The sequence below is a fragment of the Geodermatophilus sp. SYSU D01106 genome (assembly GCF_054049995.1).
The window spans coordinates 1-18,699 of sequence record NZ_JBJGYM010000020.1; the positions used below are offsets into that span (position 1 = coordinate 1).

Sequence of the window (18,699 nt, forward strand, 5' to 3'; positions counted from 1 at the left end):
CCCCCCCCCCCCCCCCCCCCCCCCCCCCCCCCCCCCCCCCCCCCCCCCCCCCCCCCCCCCCCCCCCCCCCCCCCCCCCCCCCCCCCCCCCCCCCCCCCCCCCCCCCCCCCCCCCCCCCCCCCCCCGGGCCGTCGAGCGTGGGGGCCGCGTCCGGGAGCCGGTCGAGCGCGGCGGTGATCCGCCGCTCCTCGAAGGAGAAGTGCGACTCGGCGATCGCGGCCAGGCCGTCGAGCTCGCCGGCCAGCCGCGGGGAGCTGCCCGAGGCGGCGAGCTCGCCGGCCAGCTGCTCCACGCGGGCGAGGATGCCGGAGATCATCTCGTGGTCCTCGGCCATCTTCGCCAGCACCGGCGCGAGCTCCGGGAAGCGCTCGGCGAGCAGCGGGAAGACGGCGGCGTCCTCGCCGGTGTGGTGGGCGGTGAGCGCGGCGCAGAACGCCAGGCAGTGGGCGGGCAGCGTGCGGCGGGCGTCGGCGGGCGCGCCGCCGGCCGCGGCCGCCTGCAGGGCGCGGAGGTCGGCGCGGAGGGTGTCGTGCACACGGCGCAGCTGGGCGCCGAGGGGGTGGGTCATGCGGGGTCCTGTCCAGGAGGGCGAGCGGGGGAGGGGGAGGACAGGACGACGGGGCGGGCCGCGGGCCCGCCGCGGGCTCACCCGGCGGCCGGGGACCCGTTCCGTGCGCGGCGCGAGGCCGACCCGGCAGTCACGCGGGGCAGGCTAGCGGGGCTCACAGCGGAACGGCCAGCCCCTCCGGCGGCGTCGCAGCGAGGGCGCCGCGGACGTCGTCGCGCCACGGCGCCAGGCCCGACCCGGCGAGGACGACGTCGCGCACCAGCCCGTGCCACCGGCCGACGGCGCGGACCATGCCGTGCCCGCCGGGGAGGGTGAACCGCGCGACCCGGACGCCGGCCCGCGAAGCGCGCACCGCGAACTCCGCGGACAGCCGGGCGGGCACCCACCGGTCGCCGCGGCCGTGCGCGAGCACGACGGTGCGCCCGCGCAGGTGGGCCACCGGCTCGCCCGGCGGCGTCCAGGGCGCCAGCCCGCAGACGGCGGTCACCGACGGGTCGTCGCCGGCGCGCAGCACCGCCCGGCCGCCCATCGAGTGCCCGACGAGTACCACCGGCACGTCGCCGTGCCGCTCGCGCACCTGGTCGAGTGCCCAGCGGACGTCGGCGTGCGCGTCGGCGGCGGCCCCGTTCCAGCCGGCCACCCGGTAGCGGACGAGGTAGGTCTCCACCCCCCGCGCGGCCGCCGCCCGCGAGACGGCCTCCTGGATCGCCCGCATCCGCACGAGCGACAGCGCCCGCTCCCGCGGCGGCTCCACGCTGGCCACCGTGCCGCCGTGGGCGAAGACGGCGACCGCGCGGGTGGGCGCGGTCGCCGCCAGGTGGTCGAGGGCGGGGACGCGGGCGGCGGTCGTCACCGGCGCCGTCGGCCGCCGCCGCGCAGCCGGGCCCGAGCCCGGTCGCCGAGGTCACCGGCCTGCAGCAGCGCCCGGCTCAGCGGGGTCGAGCCGCCGCGCCGCTCGAGGGTCTGCCCGAGGCGACGGAGCAACCCGGTGGCCAGGGGGACGACGACGGTCACGATCAGCCAGACGCGCAGGCGCCGGGTCAGGAACAGCCACATGCCCGGCCCCTTCCCGGTGCCGGCCCGCCTCAATCCGGGTCGGGTGCCAACCGGACGACCATCTTCCCGGTGTTGGCCCCCTTGAGGAGGTCGAGGAAGGCGGGGACGGCGTTCTCCAGGCCCTCGTACACGGTCTCCCGCACGGTCAGCTCGCCGGAGCGGATCCACCCCGACACCGTCTCGGCGAACTCGCGGTAGAGGTCGGGGTGGTCGCTGACGAGCAGCCCGGAGACGGCGAGCCGCTTGCTGATCATCAGCGAGCTGAAGTTCGCCGGCCCCGGCACGGTCTCCGTGGCGTTGTAGGTGGAGATCGAGCCGCAGATGACCGCGCGGCCGTGCACGTGCAGGGCGCCGAGCGCGGCGTCGAGGTGCTCGCCGCCGACGTTGTCGAAGAAGACGTCGATGCCGTCGGGCGCGGCCTGCGCGAGCAGGTCCTTGACGCGCCCGTCGTGGTAGTCGAAGGCGGCGGTGAAGCCGATCTCGCGCAGCCAGGCGACCTTCTCCGGCGTGCCGGCGCTGCCGACCACCGCCGACGCGCCGCGCAGCCGCGCGAACTGGCCGACGGCGCTGCCCACCGCCCCGGCCGCGCCGGAGACGAACACGACGTCGCCCTCGCGGAAGGCGCCCACCCGGAACAGGCCGGCGTAGGCCGTGTGCCCGGGCATGCCGAGGATCCCCAGCGAGTAGGTCAGCGGCAGGTCGCCCGTCGGCGGCAGCTGCCGCACCGAGCGGGCGTCGAGGACGGCGACGTCGCGCCAGGCGGCGTCGGCGAGCACCAGCGCGCCCTCGGGGACGTCGGGGGAGCGGGACTCCACGACCCGCCCGACGGCGCCGCCCTTCATCACCTCGCCGACCTCCCACGGCGCGGCGTAGGACGGGCCCAGGCGCATCCGCCCGCGCATGTAGGGGTCGACCGACATGGCGACCATCCGCACGACCACCTGGCCCTCGGCCGGGTCGGGGTGCTCGACCTCGACAAGCGCGAAGTCGTCGGGCGTCGGCTCGCCGTGGGGCCGGGCGGCGAGGTGCCACTCGCGGGCGGTGATCGGCACGGGCGCTCCCTGCGTCGTCGGATGGGGTGCGGGACCGATCCTGCCCTCATGGCATAGGAAGCTCTACGCACGTCCTGGGCGCCAGGACGGAGGAAGAGCTTCCACTGCCTCGGGAGGTCGGGAATGGACGTCGTCCGCACGCCGGAGGAGCGGTTCGCCGCGCTGCCGGACTTCCCGTACCCGCCGACCTACGTCACCTTCGACGCCGGCGACGGCACGATGCTGCGGGTCGCCGTGGTCGACGTGGGGCCGACCGACGGCGAGGTGGTCGTCCTGCTGCACGGCGAGCCGTCCTGGTCGTTCCTCTGGCGGCACGTGATCCCCGAGCTCACCGCCGCCGGCCTGCGCGTCGTCGCGCCCGACCTGGTCGGCTTCGGCCGCTCCGACAAGCCGACCGACCCGGCCGCCTACAGCTACGCGTCGCACGTCGAGTGGATGCGCCAGACGCTGTTCGAGGGTCTCGGCCTGGTCGGCGTCACGCTGGTCGGCCAGGACTGGGGCGGGCTCGTCGGGCTGCGGCTGGTCGCCGAGCACCCCGACCGGTTCGCCCGCGTCGTCGTCGCCAACACCGGCCTGCCCACCGGCGACACCCCGATGAGCGAGGCGTTCCTCGCCTGGCAGCGCTTCGCGGCCACCGCGGACGCCTTCGACGTCGGCCGGGTCGTCGCCAACGGCACCGTCGCCCCGCTGCCGCCCGAGGTGGTCGCCGCCTACGACGCGCCGTTCCCCGACGAGGCGTCGAAGGCCGGCGCACGGGTGTTCCCGAGCCTGGTGCCCACCGCGCCCGACGACCCCGCCGCGGCCGCCAACCGGGCCGCGTGGGAGGTCCTGTCGCGCTGGGAGAGGCCGTTCCTCACCGCGTTCTCCGACGCCGACCCGATCACCGGGGGCGGCGACCGGGTCTTCCAGCGGCTGGTGCCCGGCGCGCAGGGCATGCCGCACACGACCCTGCGCGGCGGCGGGCACTTCCTGCAGGAGGACGTCGGCCCGGAGCTCGGCCGCGTCGTCGCCTCCTTCGTCGCCGCCACGTGACCCCTGACGAGGTGCTCGCGCTGCTGCGGCGCGAGCCCGACGTCGAGGCGCCCGACCTGGTCGCCGTCGACGCCACCGACCGGCTGCTGCTCGACACCGCCCGCGAGACCGCGCCGGACCTGTCGCGGCAGCGGGTGGTCGTCGTCGACGACGCGTACGGCGCGCTCACCCTCGGCGCGGTCGCGGCCGGTGCCCGCGACGTCCGCGTGCACCAGGACCTGCTGGTCGGTGAGCAGGCGCTGGCCCGCAACGCCGCGCGCACCGGGCTGGCCGGCGCGTACGGGTCCGGGCCGCTGACCGCCGAGCTGTTCGACGGCGCCACGCTGGTGCTGGCCAAGGCGCCCAAGGCCCTCGACGCGCTGCGCGAGCTCACCGAGCTGGCCGCCGCCGCGGCCGACCCCGCCGTCACCGTGCTCGTCGGCGGGCGGGTCAAGCACATGACGCACGGCATGAACGACGTGCTCGGCGCCGGGTTCACCGAGGTGTCGGCGTCGCTGGCGCGGCAGAAGTCGCGGCTGCTGGTGGCCCGCGGGCCGCGGGCCGGCGTCCGCTCCTCCTTCCCGCGCTGCCGGCACGACGACGCCCTCGGCCTCGACGTCTGCGCGCACGGCGCGGCCTTCGCCGGCACCCGGGTCGACGACGGCACGCGCCTGCTGGCCGCCGCGCTGGAGGGCGCCGCGCCGGAGGCCCGCACCGCGCTCGACCTCGGCTGCGGCACCGGCGTGCTCGCCGCCGTCCTCGCCCGCTCCCGGCCGGACCTGACGGTCACCGCCACCGACCAGTCCGCGGCCGCCGTCGCCTCGGCGCGGGCCACCCTGGCGCGCGCCGGGCTCGACCGGGTGCGGGTGCTCCGCGACGACGCGGCCGCCACGCTGCCGGACGCGGGCACCGACCTGGTCGTCTGCAACCCGCCGTTCCACCTGGGCGCCGCGGTGGTCACCGCCGCCGCCGACCGGTTGTTCACCGCCGCCGCGCGGGTGCTGCGCCCCGGCGGGGAGCTGTGGGCGGTCTGGAACAACCGGCTGCCGCACCGGGCGGCGCTGCGGCGCGTGGTCGGCCCCACACGGACGGCCGCGCACGACCGCCGGTTCACCGTCACGGTGTCCACCCGCCGCTGACCGGGGACGCGCACGCTGGACCCGCGGCTGCGGGCGGGCCACGGTGCGGGGGCATGACGACGTCCCTCCCCGGTCCCGAGGCGCTGTCCGAGCGGCTCGTCGCCTCCGTCACCGCGGCCCTCGAGGTCGCCGCGGTCGAGCTCGGCCGCCGGCTCGGCTGGTACCGCGCGCTCGACGGGGCCCCGGCGACCGCCGCGCAGCTGGCCGAGCGCACCGGCACCGACCCGCGCTACGCCCGCGAGTGGCTCGAGCAGCAGGCCGTCGCGGGCGTCCTCGCCGTCGACGACCCGGCCGCCGCTCCCGAGCAGCGCTGCTACGCCCTGCCGCCCGGCTACGGCGCCGTGCTGGTCGACGAGCTCGACCCGCTCTACACGGTCCCGCTGGCCTGGGCGGCCATGGCCTTCGTCCGGAACGTCCCGCGGCTGGAGCGGGTCTACCGCGAGGGCACCGGCCTGGGCTGGGCGGAGATGGGCCGCGACGCCCGGGAGGCGCAGGCCGCTGCCAACCGCCCCTTCTTCGCCGGGCCGCTCGGCTCGGAGGTGCTGCCCGCGCTGCCCGACGTCGACGCCGCCCTGCGGGCCGGTGGCCGCGTGGCCGACGTCGGCTGCGGGCTCGGCTGGTCCTCGATCGGCATCGCGACCGCCTACCCGGCCGCCCGGGTGGACGGGTTCGACGTCGACACCCCCTCGATCGAGCAGGCGCGCGCGGCGGCCGAGCCCGCCGGGGTGGCCGACCGGGTCACCTTCACGGTGGCCGACGTCGCCGCCCTCGGCGAGCGGGACGGCGGCTACGACCTGGTCACGGCGTTCGAGTGCGTCCACGACCTCGCCGACCCGGTCGGCGTGCTGTCGGCGGTCCGCGGGCTGGTGGCACCGGGCGGGACGGTCCTGGTGGCCGACGAGAAGGTCGCCGAGACGTTCACCGCGCCGGGCGGGGACGTGGACCGGCTGATGTACGGCTACAGCCTCACCTGCTGCCTGCCCGACGGGCTGTCCACCCGGCCCTCGGCGGGCACCGGCACCGTCATGCGGCCCGCGATGCTCGCCGCGTACGCCCGGGGGGCGGGGTTCGCGGGCGTCGACGTGCTGCCCGTCGAGCACGACTTCTTCCGCTTCTACGTGCTGCAACCGGGCTGACCTGCGGCGTTTCCGCTGTAGTCGCTCCAGCGGATGCCGATGGACCTCGCGGCGGCACCGGCCGTCCCCTCGCGAGGAGGCCCCCGTGGTCCGCTCCTGGTCCGACCGCCCGCTGGGCGTCAAGCTCGCCGCGCTCGTCGCCGTCGGGGCGCTGGCCCTGGCCGCCTTCGCGGTCCTCACCGTCTCCGCGCTGCGCGGCACCGGGGAGCGCACCGACGTCCTGCTGGTCACCACGCGCGCCACCGGGCAGGCGCTGGAGGCGGACATGATGCACGACGCCGTCCGCGGCGACGTGCTGCAGGCGCTGCTCACCGGCACCGGCGAGCAGTACGCCGGCGCGGTCGCCGACCTCGCCGCGCACGACGCCACGTTCCGCGAGGTGCTCGCCGCCGTCGGCTCCTCCGGCCTGGGCGACGACGTCGCGGCCGCCGTCGAGCAGGTCACGCCGGAGGTCGAGGCCTACCTCGCGAGCGCCGGCCGCATCGTCACCCTGGCCGGCCGCGACCCGGCCGCCGCCCGCGCCGCCTACCCGGAGTTCGCCGCCGCCTTCGCCGTGCTCGAGGACGACCTGCCCGCCGTCGGGGAGGCCGTGCACGCGCGGGCCGACGCCGCCGCGCGGGCCAGCGCCGACCAGCGGGACACCGCCGTCACCCTCGCCGTCGTCGTCGCCCTCGCCGGGGTGCTGGTGCTGGCGGCGCTGGGCTGGGCGGTGACCCGCTCGGTGGTGCGGCCGCTGCGCCGGGTCGCCGCCGTCGTGGCCGGGATGGCCGACGGCGACCTGCGCGGCGGCAGCGGCGTGACCAGCGGCGACGAGGTCGGCCGGATGGCGGTCGCGCTGGAGACCGCGCTGGCCGACGTGCGCGGCGTCGTCGCCGCGATCGGCGACGGGTCGGCCACCCTCGCCGCGGCCACCGAGCAGCTCTCGGCCAGCGCCGCGGACATGGCCCGCCTGGCCGACAGCTCCTCCACCCGCAGCGGCGTCGTCGCCACCGCCGCCGGGGAGGTGTCCACGACCGTCTCCACCGTCGCCGCGGGCTCGCAGCAGATGGGCGCGAGCATCCGGGAGATCGCGGAGAACGCCGCCGAGGTGGCCCGGGTGGCCGGGCAGGCCGTCGCGGTCGCCGGCGAGACGACGGCCTCGGTGGAGCGGCTCGGCACGTCCTCGGCCGAGATCGCCGACGTCGTCCGGGTCATCACCGGCATCGCCGAGCAGACCAACCTGCTCGCGCTCAACGCCACGATCGAGGCGGCGCGGGCCGGCGAGGCGGGCAAGGGGTTCGCCGTCGTGGCCACCGAGGTGAAGGAGCTGGCGCAGGAGACCGCGCGGGCCACCGAGGACATCGCGCGGCGCGTGCAGGCCATCCAGGCCGACACCGACGGTGCGGTCCGGGCGATCGGGGAGATCACCTCGGTCATCTCCGTCATCGACCGCTCGCAGGGGACCATCGCCGCGGCGGTCGAGGAGCAGACCGCGACGACGGCGGAGATGGACCGCAACGTGGCCGCCGCGGCCGGATCCGCCGAGCTGATCGCCGCGAACATCGCCGAGGTCGCGGGCGCGGCCGGCGCGACGACGCAGGCGATGGGCGACGCCCGCGCCGCCATCGAGGAGGTGGCCCGCATGGCCGCCGGGCTGGCGTCGTCGGTCGCGCGCTTCCGCTACTAGGAGGACCCTCCTGCCCCCGCCACTCGCACGCTCGCGGCGGGACCCTGCAGGAGGGCCGACCCGGCACGTCGCAGCCGCGGCTCAGAGTCCGAGGGCCAGCACCGGCTCGTCGTCGGCCATCTCGCCGGTACGCGCGAAGCCGAGCGAGCGGTAGAACGGCTCCGGGCCGCCCTCGCCGTCGACGACGCTGACCCGCAGCTCCCGCACGCCCTGCGCGCGCACGTACGCGACCACCTGCTCGACCACCTGCCGGCCGATGCCCCGGCCCTGCGCCGAGGCGTCGACCATCAGCCGCCACAGCATGTGCCCGAGCTCCTCGGGGGAGTCCCAGAGCATCACGAAGCCGACCAGCCGCCCGTCGGAGCGCACCGCGCGGCACCAGGCCTGCGGGTACACGTACGCCTCGGCGATCGAGACGGCGTTGGGCGCCACCAGGTGCTCCTGGCCGGGGGCCACGCGCAGGTCGCACACCGCCCGCACGTTCTCCGGGGTGAGCGGCTCCAGCTCGACCGCCATCAGTGCGGCGGGCGGGCGCTGCGGGTGCGCACCGGGGGCTGCGAGGACCACGGGAAGTCGATCCACGCGTCGGTGCGGCGCCACACGTAGTCGCACTTCACCAGCGACCGGGACTTCTCGTAGACGACCGCGGTCCGCACGTCGGAGACGTAGCCGGCGCAGAAGTCGCGCACCAGCTCCAGCGTCTTGCCGGTGTCGGCGACGTCGTCGGCCACGAGCACCCGTGCGCCGGTCAGGTCGACGGCGTCCAGCGTCGGCGGCAGCACCACCGGCAGCTCCAGCCGCTCGTCGACGCCGGTGTAGAACTCGACGTTCATCACGAACAGGTTCTTGACGTCGAGCGCGTAGCCGAGCGCCCCGCCGAGGAACAGCCCGCCGCGGGCGATCGACAGGATCAGGTCGGGCTCGAACCCGTCGTCGGCCACCTGCTGCGCCAGCTCGCGGGCCGCGCCGCCGAACAGCTCGTAGGTCAGGACCTCGCGCTCGTCGCTCACGGGTGCCACCTCAGCAGAAGCCGGGCGGCGCCGGCCACACGGACCTGCCCGGGTCGACATGGCGAGCGGCCGGGGACGGGTCACCGCACTTTCCCGGATCTCCGCTCAACGCGACGTCGCCTCCGCGACCCGGGAGACGGACGCCGGCCTCGGCGGCGTGCGCGCGGCCGCCGCAGAGCTGGTGGGCACGTCCCGCGAGCTGCAGGAGGCCGTCGCCGCCTTCACCGCGGGCTGAGCGCCGCACCTCCCGCCGGGGCGGTCGGGACGACGACCGCCCCGGCGGGACCGGGGGTCAGCAGAAGCCCGGCGTGCCGAGCCAGGCGACCTCCGCCGGCGGCACGTCGTCGCGCAGCACCGTGCCCTCGATGAGGCCGTAGGGGCGGTCGTCGGCGTGGTAGACGAGCACGTCGTCCTCACCGGGGGTGTTGGTCAGGCCGTAGGCGGAGAGGTCCTGCAGGAAGTGGTGCCGGTTGGGCATCGACATCCGCACCTCGGCGACGTCGGGGAAGCGCTCGAGCACCGCCTCGCCCATCGCGTACAGCGTCTGCTGCAGGGCGAGGGAGTGGGTGGCGGCGAAGGTCTCGAGCAGCGTCGTCCGGACGCCGTCGAAGTGCGCGTCCCAGTCCAGCTCGGCGGAGGTGTGGCGCCACCGGGCGGTGACCGCGGTGGCGAGGACGCGGTCGCGGGTCTCGGGCAGCGTCGTGTACCGGTCCCGCGGGTAGCCCCAGAACTCCGAGCCGGTGGTCTTGAGGACGACGAGGTCGGTCAGGCCGGCGAGCACGTGCGCCTCGTCCCCGTCCACGGTGACCACCGCCGTGCGCACCTCCCCGCCGGGGCGGCGGAGGGCGTGGTCGTGCGGCCGGCCGCCGACGGCGATCCGCTCCCAGCCGTAGGACTCGACGGCGACCCGCGCGCCGGTGATCCAGTCGTAGGAGCCGGCGAGGTGCCGGGCCAGGCGCAGACCGAACGCCTCCGGCGAGCCGACGCCGTCGCGGGCGAAGGCGAACACGGTGTTCTTCTGCGCGTCCGTGGTCAGGACGTGCGCGTTGTCGCCCTCGGTGTGCGCGGCGGTGAAGTCGCCGCGCAGGCTCGTGCTGACGTTCAGGTCCGCCACCTCGTGGCGGGGGCCGCTGCGGTCGACCGCGACGACGCGGACCTCCGCCTTCCCGTACTGGTTGGGTCCGAGCACGATCGCCATGCCGCGCAGCCTGCCGCACTCCGGTTGCGCGAGTGTTGCACGTGGAACCGCACGCGTCAGCTCCCGCGGTAGGTCGAGTAGGCGAACGGGGACAGCAGCAGCGGCACGTGGTGGTGGGCGGCGGGCTCGGCGACGGCGAAGGTCAGCGTCACCTCCGGCCAGAACGCCGCCGTCCCGCGCGCCTCGAACCAGGCGCCGGTGCCGAACACCAGCCGGTGCGGGCCGGCCGCGGTGGCCTCCTCGGTGAGCCGGCACCGGCCGTCGTCGTCGGTGACGCCCTCGGCGAGCAGGTCGTCGCCCGCGAACAGCCGGACGGCGACCCCGGCCGCCGGCCGCCCCGCCACCGCGTCGAGCACGTGCGTGCTGACACTCACGACACCAGCCCCCGCACCCGCAGCTCGGTGATCTGCGCGAGCTGCTCGACCACCTCGGCGCGCTCGGCGTCCTCGTCGTTGCCCAGCCGGCGGCGCAGCTCGGCGAGCATCTCGTCGGGGGAACGGCCGGCCGCGCGGATCAGGTAGACGTGGCCGAACCGCTCCTCGTACTCGCGGTTGCCCGCGGCGATGGCGGCGCGGGTGTCGTCGTCGGCGCCGCCCATCGAGCCCTGCTCCCGGCGGGAGGCCTGCGCCTCGGCCGAGGAGCCCTCCACCCGGTCGCCGATCCGCGGGTGCGCGGCGAGCGCCATCTGCACCTCGTCCCACGGCAGCGCGCGGGCCACCTCGCCGGCGCGGCGGACCAGCGTGTCGGCGTCGGGGAACGGGCGGCCGGCGACCAGCCCGGCGGCGAAGCGGGGGGCGGCGTTGCAGCCACGGAGCGCCTCGACGGCGGCGTCGGCGGGCTCGCTGTTGAACTCGTCGAGGCGGGACACGGTGACAGGATGGCAGCCCGGCCGGCCGAGGAGAGGACGCAGCGGTGACGGACGTGCGCGTGGAGGGCCCCGACGTCGATCGGGCTGACGAGGTGCTCACCCCGGAGGCGCTGGAGTTCGTCGCCGACCTGCAGCGCCGCTTCGGCCCCCAGCGCGACGCCCTGCTGGCGGCCCGCGCCACCCGCCGCGCCGAGATCGCCGCCGCCCGGTGGCTCGACTTCCGCCCCGAGACCGCGGGGATCCGCGACGGCGACTGGCGGGTGCCGCCGCCGCCCCCCGGCCTGGTCGACCGCCGCGTGGAGATCACCGGCCCGACCGAGCCGAAGATGGCCGTCAACGCGCTCAACTGCGGCGCCCAGGTGTGGCTGGCCGACCTCGAGGACGCCAACACCCCGCACTGGCGCAACGTCGTCACCGGGCAGCTCGTGCTGCGCGACGCCGTCCGCCGGACGCTCGCGTTCACCACCCCGGAGGGCCGGGAGTACCGGCTGCGCGAGGACGGCGACCTGCCGACGATCGTGCCCCGCCCCCGCGGCTGGCACCTGCCCGAGCGGCACCTGCTGGTCGACGGGCAGCCCGCCGTGGGCGCGCTGGTCGACGCCGGGCTGTACCTGTTCCACAACGCCGCCGAGCAGCTCGCCCGCGGCAGCGGGCCGTACTTCTACCTGCCCAAGATGGAGGGGCACCTCGAGGCCGGGCTGTGGAAGCTGGTCTTCGACCACGCCGAGCAGGCCCTCGGGATCCCCGAGGGGTCGATCCGGGCCACGATGCTCGTCGAGACCATCCCGGCGGCGTTCGAGATGGAGGAGATGCTGCACGCGCTGGGCAGCCACGCCACCGGCCTCAACGCCGGGCGCTGGGACTACCTGTTCAGCGTCATCAAGGTGTTCCGCGAGGCCGGGCCGGACTTCGTGCTGCCCGACCGGGCCGCGGTCACGATGACCGCGCCGATGATGCGCGCCTACACCGACCAGCTCGTCGCCGTCTGCCACCGCCGCGGCGCCATGGCGATCGGCGGCATGGCGGCGGCCATCCCCTCGCGCCGCGACCCCGAGGCCAACGAGCGAGCGCTGGCCAAGGTCCGCGAGGACAAGACCCGCGAGGCCGGCGACGGCTTCGACGGCTCCTGGGTCGCCCACCCCGACCTGGTGCCCGTCTGCCGGGAGGCCTTCGACGCCGTCCTCGGCGACCGGCCCAACCAGCTCGACCGGCAGCGCCCCGAGGTGTCGGTCACCGCGGCCCAGCTGCTCGACGTCGCCGGCGTCCCGGGCGGGCGCACGATGGCCGGCCTGCGCGCCAACGTCGAGGTGGCGATCCGCTACCTGGCCGCGTGGCTCGGCGGCAACGGCGCGGTCGGCATCCACGGCCTCATGGAGGACGCCGCCACCGCCGAGATCAGCCGCTCGCAGGTGTGGCAGTGGGTGCACGCGGGAGTGGAGCTCGACACCGGCGAGACCGTGACCGGCGAGCTGGTGCGCCGCGTCGTCGCCGAGGAGGTCGCGGGGATCGGCGAGCTGCCGCGACTGGACGACGCCCGCCGGCTGTTCGAGCAGGTCGCGCTCGCCGACGACTTCCCGGACTTCCTGACGCTGCCCGCCTACGAGCTCGTCTCCTAGTGCTCGACGACCAGGTCCACGCCGAGCTGGACCGCCGCCTCGCCCCGGTCGACGCCGCCCGGGCGGCTGCGTACCGGGGGGAGCGGCCCGGCCGGCAGCCGGTGCACACCTGCTATGTGCCCGCCGACGCCGTCGTCCCCGGGCTGGCCGCCGCGTGGGGCGCCGCGGCGCTGGCGGCACTGGACGAGCACGGCCTGCCCGACCTCGGGTACGACGGCGCGCTGCTGGACGAGGTGCTGCCCCGGGTGCGCGCCAAGCTCGCCGCCGAGCCGGTGGAGGACCTGCGGGTCGACGCCGAGGACGGCTACCGCGGGCACCCCGACGCCGAGGACGGCGACGTCGTCCGTGCCGCGGAGGCGGTGGCCGCCGACCTCGCCGCCGGCGCCGCGCCGCCGTCGGTCGGGATCCGGGCGAAGTCGCTGGAGGGGCCGACCCGCCGCCGCGGTGTCCGCTCCCTCGACCTGTTCCTGGGATCCCTGGGGGCCGGGAGCGCCACGAGGGCCACCGTCACCCTGCCCAAGGTGACCGACGTCGAGCAGGTGCGCGCCTTCCTGCCCGTGCTCGACGCGCTGGAGGCCGCGTACGGCGTCGCCCTCGACCTCGAGCTGCAGGTGGAGACGCCCCAGGCGGTGCTCGGCGGCGACGGCGCGGTGACGCTGGCGCGGATGGTGCACGCCGCCGGCCCGCGGCTGACCGGCCTGCACCACGGCACCTACGACTACAGCGCGGCGCTGGGCATCGCGGCCGCGCACCAGTCCTCCGACCACCCGGCGCTCGACCTCGCCAAGCAGCTCATGCAGGTCGCCGTCGCGGGCACCGGCGCCCGGGCGGTCGACGGGTCCACCAACGTCCTGCCCGTCGGCCCGCGGGAGCGGGTGCACGCCGGCTGGCGGGTGCACGCCGGTCTCGTCCGCCGGGCGCTGGAGCGCGGCCTGTACCAGGGCTGGGACCTGCACCCCGCCCAGTTGGTCACCCGGTACCTCGCCACCTACGCGTTCTTCCGCGGCGCGCTGCCGGCGGCGGCCGCGCGGCTGTCGGCCTACGTGGAACGGGCCGACGCCGGGGTGCTCGACGAGCCGGCCACCGCCCGCGCGCTCGCCGGCGTGGTCCTGCGCGGGCTCGACTGCGGCGCCGTCGACGACGCCGAGGTGGCCGCCGCGACCGGACTGGACCGTCCGGTTCTCGACGGCCTGGCGGGACGCACCGGAGCACCCGCCCCCGGCAGCGCCTAGGCTGCCGAGCGTGGTGGCGCGGTGACCGGGGACGCGCGCACCTCGCTCTTCGACGGCGGTGGCGAGGTGGGCCGGGAGATGGCCGCCCGCGACTGGTCGGCGACCCCCTTCGGCCCGCCCGAGCAGTGGCCGTCGGCGCTGCGCAACCTCGTGCGGATCGTCCTCACGTCGCGGTTCTCGATGTGGGCGGCGTGGGGTCCCGAGCTCTCGTTCCTCTACAACGACGCCTACCAGCGGGACACCCTGCAGGGGAAGCACCCGTGGGCGCTGGGCCGCCCGGCGTCCGAGGTCTGGGCGGAGATCTGGGACGACATCGCCCCCCGGATCGAGTCGGTCCTCGAGACCGGGACCGCCACGTGGGACGAGGACCTGCTGCTGTTCCTCCAGCGCAGCGGCTACCCGGAGGAGACCTACCACACGTTCTCCTACAGCCCGGTCTCCGACGACGACGGCGGCACCGCCGGCATGCTCTGCGTCGTCACGGAGAACACCGACCGGGTGCTCGCCGAGCGGCGGATGGCGAGCCTGCGTGACCTCGCGACGGCGGTGGCCGCCACGCGCACCGAGGCCGACGTGCTGGCCGCCGTGGGGGAGCAGCTCGCCCGCAACGACGCCGACCTGCCCTTCTCCGCCACCTACCTCGTCGACGAGGACGGCACCGCCCGGCTGGGTGTCACCACCGGGCTGGTCCCGGGGTCGGCCGCGGCACCGGAGGCCCTGACCGACGACGCGGTGTGGCCGCTGTCCCGGCTGCGCGCGGGCGAACAGGTCGTCGTCGACGGGCTCGACCACCTCCCCGAGCTGCCCACCGGCGCCTGGGACCGCCCGCCGGCGCGGGCGCTGGCCGTGCCCGTCACCTCCCCGCTGCCCGACGCCGCCGGTGTCGCCGGGTTCATCGTCGTCGGGCTCAACCCGCACCGTGTCCTCGACGAGGCCTACACCGGCTTCCTCGAGCTGGTCGCCGGCCAGATCGCCTCCGGCCTGGCCAACGCGGGCAGCCACGCGGCCGAGCGGCGCCGCGCGGAGGCCCTCGCCGAGCTCGACCGGGCCAAGACCGACTTCTTCAGCAACGTCAGCCACGAGTTCCGGACGCCGCTGACGCTGATCATGGGCCCCGTCGCCGAGCTGCGGTCCTCGCCCGCGCTGGCCGCCGATGCCCGCGCCGCGCAGGAGCTCGAGGTCGTCGAGCGCAACGCGCTGCGGCTGCAGAAGCTGGTCAACACCCTGCTCGACTTCTCCCGGCTGCAGGCCGGGCGCATCGACGCCCGCTTCGAGCCCGTCGACCTCGCCGCGGTCACCGCCGAGCTGGCCAGCGTGTTCCGCTCCGCCGTCGAGCGGGCCGGGCTCGCGCTCACGGTCGACTGCCCGCCGCTGTCCGGGCCGGTGCACGTCGACCGGGACATGTGGGAGAAGGTCGTCCTCAACCTGCTGTCCAACGCGCTGAAGTTCACCTTCACCGGCGGCATCACCGTCCGGCTGCGCGAGCGCGACGGCGCCGCGGTGCTCACCGTCGCCGACACCGGCACCGGCATCCCCGCCGCCGAGCTGCCCCGCCTGTTCGAGCGGTTCGCCCGCGTCTCCGGCGCCCGCGCCCGCTCCGGCGAGGGCAGCGGCATCGGCCTGGCGATGGTGCGCGAGCTGGCCGGGCTGCACGGCGGGACGGTCGAGGTCGAGAGCGCGCCCGACGTCGGCACCACGTTCACCGTCACGGTGCCCACCGGCACCGCGCACCTGCCGGCCGACCGCGTCGTCCCCGGGCGGGCGGAGGCACCGGCGGTGTCCCCGGCGGCCACCCCGTTCGTCACCGAGGCGCTGCGCTGGCTGCCCGGCGACGACCCCGACGGCGGGCCGGTCCCCGCCGCGGTGCCCGGCGTGCGCGCCGGCCGCGTGCTGGTCGCCGACGACAACGCCGACATGCGCGACTACGTCGTCCGGCTGCTCGCGCCCGTGCACGAGGTGCGGGCGGTCTCCGACGGCCGGGCGGCGCTCGAGGCTGCCCTCGCCGACCCGCCGGACCTCGTCGTCAGCGACGTGATGATGCCGCGGATGGACGGCATGGAGCTGCTCACCGCGCTGCGCGCCGACGCGCGCACCGCGCGCGTGCCGGTGGTGCTGCTCTCGGCGCGGGCCGGCCAGGAGGCCGCCGTCGAGGGGCTGGCCGCCGGCGCCGACGACTACCTGGTCAAGCCGTTCTCCGCCCAGGAGCTGCTGGCCCGGGTCGACGCCCACCTGCAGCTGGGCCGCGCGCGGCGGGAGGCCGAGGAGCGGTTCACCGCCATGGCCGACCTCGCCCCGGCGCTGATCTGGGTGGCCGGCCCCGACGGCCGGCGGGTGTTCCTCAACGCCGGCTGGACCGCCTACACCGGCCGCCCCGACGCGGCCGAGCTCGGCGACGGCTGGCGCGAGGGCCTGCACCCGCAGGACCGGGAGCGCTACGACGCCGCCGTCGCGGCGGCCACCGCCCGCGGCGAGGGCTGGGAGGTCGAGTTCCGGCTGCGCCGGGCCGACGGCGCCTGGCACTGGCTGCTGGAGCGGGCGGTCCCGATCGGCGGCACCGGCGGCCCCGGCGGCTGGGTGGGCAGCTGCACCGACATCAACGCCCGGTACCAGGAGACCGAGCGGCAGACGCTGCTGGCCGAGGTCGGCACGGCGCTCGACCGCGAGACCGAGGTGGCGGGCCAGCTCGCCGAGCTCGCCCGCCTGCTGGTCGAGCGGCGGCTGGCCGACGTGTGCTCGGTCCGGGTGGTGGGGGAGGACGGCCGCCTGCACTACGCCGGCAGGGCCGGCGTGGACGCCGGCGCACGCGTCGCGCTCGACCACCTGGAGCCGCACGCCGGGATCGGCCTGGAGGTGCTCGGCACCGGGACCCCGGTGCTGCGCACCCGGCAGTCGGGGGGTGACGACGGCATCCGGCTAGACATGCACTCGGCGCTCGTCGTGCCGCTCAGCGTCCGCGGGCGGGTGCGTGCGGTCATGTCCCTGGGCCGACGGGGGGACGCCGCCGCCTTCCACGAGGACGACCGGGCGCTGGTCGAGGAGATCGCCGCCCGCGCCGCGCTGGCCCTCGACAACGCCCTGCTGCTGGCCGACGAGCGGGCGACCGCCCGGCGGCTGCGGCTGCTGCAGCGGGTCACCGCCGAGCTGTCGGCGGCCACCACGCCCGAGGAGGTCGCCCGCGCCGCGGCCGGCCACCTGGTCACGCTGGCCGGGCACGACGCCCGGGCCGGGGTCTTCGAGCTCGACGACACCGGCCGCGGCCTGCTCCTGCTCTCCCTGACCGGCGACGACCCGGTCGACCGGGCGCGGTGGTCGGCGCTGCCGCTGTCGGCGCCGCTCGCCGTCACCACGGCGGTCACCGAGCGCCGGCCGCTGTGGATCGACGACATGGCCGACTGGCCGGGTGCCCGCGGCGACCTCGCGCCCGACCAGGCGGAGACGCTGCGCTCGTTCGGCCTGGCCGCCACCGTGGCGCTGCCGCTGCTGGTGGCCGGCCGGGTGGTCGGCGTCGTCGGCGTCGGCTTCCCGCAGGCGCGCTCCTTCTCGCCGGCCGAGCGCGGCATGCTGCTCGCGGTCGCGGAGCAGTGCGCGCAGGCCCTCGACCGTGCCCGCCTGTACCGCGCCGAGCAGGGCATCGCGCAGACCCTGCAGCTGAGCCTGCTGCCCTCGCAGCTGCCCCGGCTGGAGCGCCTGGCGCTGGCCGCGCAGTACCTGCCCGGCGCGGCCGGCACGTCCGCCGGCGGTGACTGGTACGACGTCGTCGAACTGGGGGACGACCGGGTGGGGATCGCCGTCGGGGACGTCGTCGGCCAGGGCCCGTCGGCCGCGGCGGTCATGGGCCAGCTGCGCAGCGCGCTGTCGGCGGCCCTGCTGCAGGGCTGCGCGCCGGCCGAGGCGCTGGAGCTGCTCGACCGCTTCGCGGCACGACTGCCCGGGGCGCTCGCCTCGACGGCGGCCTGCCTGCTGCTGGACTGGCGGGCCGGCACGGTGCGCTACGCCCGGGCCGGGCACCCGCCACCGCTGCTGGTCGCCGACGGCCGCGCCTTCTTCCTCGAGGACGGCGCCGGCGCGGTGCTGGGCGCCCCGGGCCGCCGGCCCTACGCCGAGGGGTCGGTCGACGTCGCGCCCGGCACCACGCTGCTGCTCTACACCGACGGCCTCGTCGAGCGCCGCGGCGAGCCGCTGGACACCGGCCTGCAGCGGGTCGCCGACGCCGCCGCCGCGCTCTCCGACGTCGCCCCCGCCGGGCTGACCCGCGCGCTGCTCGCCGGCGTGCTGGACGAGACGGCGCTGCCCGACGACGTCGCGGTCATCGCCGTGCGCGTGACGCCGCCGCCGCTGCACGAGACCCTGCCCGCCGACCCCGCCCGGCTGCGCGGCGTCCGGCGCACGGTGACCGCCTGGGCCCGGGCGGCCGGCCTGTCCGAGGACGGCGTCGACGACCTGCAGCTGGCCCTGGGCGAGGCGCTGGCCAACGCCGTCGAGCACGCCTACGCCGGCAACGGCGGCGGGGGGCGCTGCGAGTACCGCCTGGAGCGGACCGCCGACGGCAGCGTCGACGTCTGCGTGCGCGACGAGGGCGTGTGGCGCCCTGCGCCGGCCGACCGCGGCCACCGCGGCCGCGGGCTGGAGCTGATCTCGGCGCTGGCCACCGACGTCGAGGTGGCCCGCACCCCGGACGAGAAGGGCGCGGACGGCACCGGCACCACCGTGCGCTTCCGCTTCGTCCCGGCCGGCCCCGGCCCGGACGCGCCGCCGGTCCGGCTGCGGCCGGTCGCGGAGGAGGGGGTGCCCGCCCGGCTGACCGTCCACCGCGAGCCGGACGGCCTGCGGCTGGCGGCGGCCGGCGAGGTCGACCTGGTCGCCGCCGCGGCGCTGCGGGCCGAGGCCCTGCGGGCGCTGGAGGAGCTGCCGGCCGGCGGGCGGGCGGTGCTCGACCTGCGGGAGGTCACCTACCTGGCCAGCGCCGGCGTCGGGCTGGCCCTGGAGCTGCGCGCCGCGACCGCCGCCCGGCGGAGCCGGCTCGACCTGCACACCGCCGAGGGCAGCGCTCCCCGGCGGGTGCTGGCCCTCGGCGGGGTGCTCGAGGAGCCCGGGGCCGGCGGGGCCTGACCGCAGGGGCCCGCCCCGTCCGGAGGACCGGCGGCCCA

Annotated in this window: 17 protein-coding genes; 8 read left to right on the plus strand and 9 right to left on the minus strand. The window is 77.2% G+C overall.

Annotated elements, in window-relative coordinates; translation table 11 throughout:
• The 4 genes from ACI78R_RS18260 to ACI78R_RS18275 all read right to left on the minus strand — a co-directional run.
• Nucleotides 1–568: hemerythrin domain-containing protein (locus ACI78R_RS18260; protein ID WP_457041776.1), on the minus strand; the 568-nt coding region annotated here is incomplete at its 3' end.
• Between the two features lie 154 nt (nucleotides 569–722).
• On the minus strand, nucleotides 723–1,421 hold the full coding sequence (locus ACI78R_RS18265; RefSeq protein ID WP_457041777.1) for an alpha/beta fold hydrolase: 699 nt from the start codon (nucleotides 1,419–1,421) through the stop codon (nucleotides 723–725).
• The gene (locus ACI78R_RS18270) at nucleotides 1,418–1,624 is read right to left on the minus strand and encodes a hypothetical protein (RefSeq protein WP_073422157.1); all 207 of its coding nucleotides are present in this window, start codon (nucleotides 1,622–1,624) and stop codon (nucleotides 1,418–1,420) included. Before ACI78R_RS18270 ends, ACI78R_RS18265 begins: the two co-directional genes overlap by 4 nt.
• A gap of 29 nt (nucleotides 1,625–1,653) precedes the next feature.
• A complete protein-coding gene (locus ACI78R_RS18275) occupies nucleotides 1,654–2,676 on the minus strand; it encodes an NADP-dependent oxidoreductase (protein ID WP_073422158.1) in 1,023 nt (340 codons plus the stop codon).
• A gap of 123 nt (nucleotides 2,677–2,799) precedes the next feature.
• On the opposite strand from ACI78R_RS18275, the gene ACI78R_RS18280 reads away from it, so the two are divergent.
• From ACI78R_RS18280 to ACI78R_RS18295, 4 genes are all read left to right on the plus strand, one after another.
• Complete coding sequence (locus ACI78R_RS18280; RefSeq protein WP_457041778.1) at nucleotides 2,800–3,708, plus strand: haloalkane dehalogenase; 909 nt, start codon at nucleotides 2,800–2,802, stop codon at nucleotides 3,706–3,708.
• The gene (locus tag ACI78R_RS18285; RefSeq protein WP_457041779.1) at nucleotides 3,705–4,826 is read left to right on the plus strand and encodes a class I SAM-dependent methyltransferase; all 1,122 of its coding nucleotides are present in this window, start codon (nucleotides 3,705–3,707) and stop codon (nucleotides 4,824–4,826) included. Before ACI78R_RS18280 ends, ACI78R_RS18285 begins: the two co-directional genes overlap by 4 nt.
• 53 nt (nucleotides 4,827–4,879) lie before the next feature.
• Nucleotides 4,880–5,962, plus strand: coding sequence for a class I SAM-dependent methyltransferase (locus ACI78R_RS18290; protein WP_457041780.1), 1,083 nt, complete (start codon nucleotides 4,880–4,882; stop codon nucleotides 5,960–5,962).
• 85 nt (nucleotides 5,963–6,047) lie between these two features.
• Nucleotides 6,048–7,628 carry a methyl-accepting chemotaxis protein gene (locus ACI78R_RS18295; RefSeq protein ID WP_457041781.1) on the plus strand — a complete coding sequence of 527 codons (1,581 nt, stop codon included), beginning with the start codon at nucleotides 6,048–6,050 and terminating at the stop codon, nucleotides 7,626–7,628.
• A gap of 81 nt (nucleotides 7,629–7,709) precedes the next feature.
• On the opposite strand, the gene ACI78R_RS18300 is transcribed toward ACI78R_RS18295, so the two are convergent.
• Nucleotides 7,710–8,144, minus strand: coding sequence for a GNAT family N-acetyltransferase (locus ACI78R_RS18300; RefSeq protein ID WP_336032627.1), 435 nt, complete (start codon nucleotides 8,142–8,144; stop codon nucleotides 7,710–7,712).
• Nucleotides 8,144–8,638 (minus strand): phosphoribosyltransferase, encoded by a 495-nt coding sequence (locus ACI78R_RS18305; RefSeq protein ID WP_073422163.1) that lies wholly within the window; start codon nucleotides 8,636–8,638, stop codon nucleotides 8,144–8,146. Before ACI78R_RS18305 ends, ACI78R_RS18300 begins: the two co-directional genes overlap by 1 nt.
• A 58-nt stretch (nucleotides 8,639–8,696) precedes the next feature.
• Between ACI78R_RS18305 and ACI78R_RS18310 the strand changes: the two genes are divergently transcribed.
• Nucleotides 8,697–8,873 (plus strand): hypothetical protein, encoded by a 177-nt coding sequence (locus tag ACI78R_RS18310; protein ID WP_457041782.1) that lies wholly within the window; start codon nucleotides 8,697–8,699, stop codon nucleotides 8,871–8,873.
• A gap of 57 nt (nucleotides 8,874–8,930) precedes the next feature.
• Here the strand turns inward: ACI78R_RS18310 and pucL are convergent, their stop codons facing one another.
• From pucL to uraD, 3 genes are read right to left on the minus strand one after another with little or no spacing between them, the layout of a single operon-like run.
• Nucleotides 8,931–9,836 (minus strand): factor-independent urate hydroxylase, encoded by a 906-nt coding sequence (gene pucL / locus ACI78R_RS18315; RefSeq protein WP_336032631.1) that lies wholly within the window; start codon nucleotides 9,834–9,836, stop codon nucleotides 8,931–8,933.
• 56 nt (nucleotides 9,837–9,892) lie between these two features.
• Nucleotides 9,893–10,210, minus strand: a complete 318-nt coding sequence (gene uraH / locus ACI78R_RS18320) for a hydroxyisourate hydrolase (protein WP_073422166.1) — start codon at nucleotides 10,208–10,210, stop codon at nucleotides 9,893–9,895.
• A complete protein-coding gene (gene uraD, locus ACI78R_RS18325; protein WP_457041783.1) occupies nucleotides 10,207–10,704 on the minus strand; it encodes a 2-oxo-4-hydroxy-4-carboxy-5-ureidoimidazoline decarboxylase in 498 nt (165 codons plus the stop codon). Before uraD ends, uraH begins: the two co-directional genes overlap by 4 nt.
• A 44-nt stretch (nucleotides 10,705–10,748) precedes the next feature.
• Here uraD and aceB point away from each other — a divergent pair, with 44 nt between their 5' ends.
• The 3 genes from aceB to ACI78R_RS18340 are packed head-to-tail and all read left to right on the plus strand — an operon-like array spanning nucleotide 10,749 to nucleotide 18,661.
• A complete protein-coding gene (aceB, locus tag ACI78R_RS18330) occupies nucleotides 10,749–12,320 on the plus strand; it encodes a malate synthase A (protein WP_457041784.1) in 1,572 nt (523 codons plus the stop codon).
• Nucleotides 12,320–13,552 (plus strand): DUF6986 family protein, encoded by a 1,233-nt coding sequence (locus tag ACI78R_RS18335; RefSeq protein ID WP_457041785.1) that lies wholly within the window; start codon nucleotides 12,320–12,322, stop codon nucleotides 13,550–13,552. Before aceB ends, ACI78R_RS18335 begins: the two co-directional genes overlap by 1 nt.
• Before the next feature lie 21 nt (nucleotides 13,553–13,573).
• Entirely contained in the window at nucleotides 13,574–18,661 is a 5,088-nt protein-coding gene (locus tag ACI78R_RS18340) for a SpoIIE family protein phosphatase (protein ID WP_457041786.1), read from the plus strand.
• Nucleotides 18,662–18,699: the final 38 nt, after the last annotated feature.